General features: G+C 60.8%; 2 protein-coding genes and 1 pseudogene. All 3 read right to left on the bottom strand.

The annotated features are described in order from the left end of the window. Positions 1-51: 51 nt before the first annotated feature. Positions 52-756: a DnaA regulatory inactivator Hda gene (gene hda / locus OC610_RS25975; RefSeq protein WP_003178999.1), complete on the bottom strand. Its 705-nt coding sequence runs from the start codon at positions 754-756 to the stop codon at positions 52-54. A 169-nt stretch (positions 757-925) separates the two neighbouring features. Beyond that, positions 926-1,999, bottom strand: coding sequence for an AI-2E family transporter (locus tag OC610_RS25970; protein ID WP_264431887.1), 1,074 nt, complete (start codon positions 1,997-1,999; stop codon positions 926-928). A 32-nt stretch (positions 2,000-2,031) separates the two neighbouring features. Continuing rightward, positions 2,032-2,292: pseudogene (locus OC610_RS25965) on the bottom strand (DUF2066 domain-containing protein); the annotation flags it as partial.

Below are 2,292 nucleotides of genomic sequence, written 5' to 3'. Positions count from 1 at the left end.
GCCCAGCGGGAGCAAGCTCCCTCGCCACAAAAAATCTCGCCAAAAAATTTTTTACCAGCCCAAGGTTTCTTTCAAAAAAGGAATAGTCAGCTTGCGCTGCGCCTGGAGGGAGGCCTGGTCGAGGCGTTCGAGCAGCTCGAATAAAGCGCTCATGCTGCGTGTACCACGGGTGAGGATGAAATGCCCGACCTCATCGGTCAGGTGCAGGCCGCGACGGGACGCGCGCAGTTGCAGCGCTCGCAGCTTGTCTTCATCGGAGAGCGGGCGCATCTGGAAAATCAGCGCCAGGGTCAGGCGGGATTTCAAGTCAGCCAGTTTCACCGGCAGCTCTCGCGGCGACGTCGATGCTGCGATCAACAAGCGCCGCCCACTGTCGCGCAACCGGTTGAACAGGTGGAACAGCGCTTCTTCCCAATCAGCCTTGCCGGCCACGGCCTGGAGATCGTCCAGGCAGACCAGTTCGTATTGTTCAAGGTTGTCGAGAATTTCAACGCCACGATCGAGCAGTTCCGCCAGCGGCAGGTAAACCGCAGGCTCGCCCAGTTGTTCGAATCGCAAGCACGCGGCCTGCAGAAGATGCGTGCGCCCTACCCCGTCCTTGCCCCACAGATAGATCAGGCTCTCGGTCCAGCCGGCGTCGGCTTCGCAAAGCCGCTCGACATAGCCGAGTGCAGCGGCATTGGCGCCTGGGTAGTAATTGATGAAGGTGGCGTCATCACGCAGACGCACACCAAGGGGCAGCTGAATCGGTTTCATGCTGACTGAACAGTTCCAAAGGAACCATTAGTGGCCTCTGTGTAAAGTTCGCAAAGTTTATACCCGTGACGCGGACCGCACAATGCGCCGGACCACGAGGAAAATCAAAGGTTTGCAGCGAGGAGGGCGCGCAGCGTCAGTTTCCCTGACACCGCGTCCGCCCTAGGCCTTACAGGTCGGGGTCTTCGACGCCGCTATAGATGTCCGAATCCTTGTACAGATCATGCACGTGACGCACCAGCACCATGATCACCGCCGCCACCGGCAGCGCCAGCAGGATCCCGGTGAAACCGAACAACTCGCCACCCGCCAGGATCGCGAAGATCACCGCCACGGGATGCAAGCCAATGCGATCGCCCACCAGCAAGGGCGTCAGCACCATGCCCTCCAAGGCCTGCCCAACCATGAACACCGCCACGATGCCGACCATGGGGTACAGGTCGCCGCCAAACTGGAATAGCCCGGCGACCAGAGCCGCGCCAATGCCGATGACAAATCCCATGTAAGGCACGATGGCCGCCAACCCGGCGATCATCCCGATCAACAACCCAAGCTCCAATCCCACCAGCATCAACCCGGCCGCGTAGATGAAGCCCAGCGCCACCATGACGAGCAACTGCCCGCGCACAAAGGCGCCCAGCACCTCATGGCATTCGCCGGTCAGGGTCATGATGCGTTCTTCGCGATGACGTGGCAGCAGGCTGCGGATCTTGGCCATCATCAAATCCCAGTCGCGCAACAGATAGAAACTCACCACTGGGATCAACACCAAGTTCGCCAGCCAACCGATCAACGCCAGGCTCGAAGCCGTGGCCTGGCTCAACACAACCCCGACGATATCGGTGGTCTGGCCCATGTGCTCGCTGATGGCGGCCTTGACCCTGTCGAACTTCCAGAAGCCGTCCGCCAACCCCAGCTTCGACTGCACCCATGGCACCGCGCTGTGCTGGAGCCAGTCGAGCATCTGTGGCGCCAGTTCATACAGGCGAAACAGTTGCTTGGCGAGCATGGGAATCAGCACCAGCAACAGGGCGCTGACGATCAAGGTAAACAGTGCGAACACCGTCACTACGCCCCAGGTCCTGGACAGCCCGAGCTTCTCCAGGCGATCCACCACCGGATCGAACAGATAAGCCAACAGCAGCGCAACTAGAAACGGCGTGAGGATCGGATGCAGCAAGTAGATAAATGCAATCAGCAGGGCGACCCCACCCAACCAGAACCAACGCCGCGTATCGCCCATGAACCACTCCTGACCCTATATAAAAGAAGAAACTACCAGCGGAACCGCAGATTGGCCGCCGGCGCCGGCGCCGGCTGGGCGGGCGCAACGGCCCCATCGGCGGCGGGCTGGACCGCAGGCGATGGCGCAACAGCCTCACCGGCGGGGATTTCCTGCAGCTTCGCCAGCGCCAGTTGCGCCTTCAACTGCTCGGCGCTGCCGTTGACCTTGTAGAAACTCAGGTCACCTTCGACCCGTTGCAACTGCCCACCGAACGGTTCGAGCAACCGCCCCAGCGCCGCGTAACGCTCAAG

Origin of the sequence: Pseudomonas agronomica, assembly GCF_025917275.1 — a bacterium.
Lineage (GTDB): Bacteria > Pseudomonadota > Gammaproteobacteria > Pseudomonadales > Pseudomonadaceae > Aquipseudomonas > Aquipseudomonas agronomica.
The sequence above is the reverse complement of the archived record's forward strand: the minus strand, read 5'-3'. Positions and strand labels throughout refer to the sequence as shown.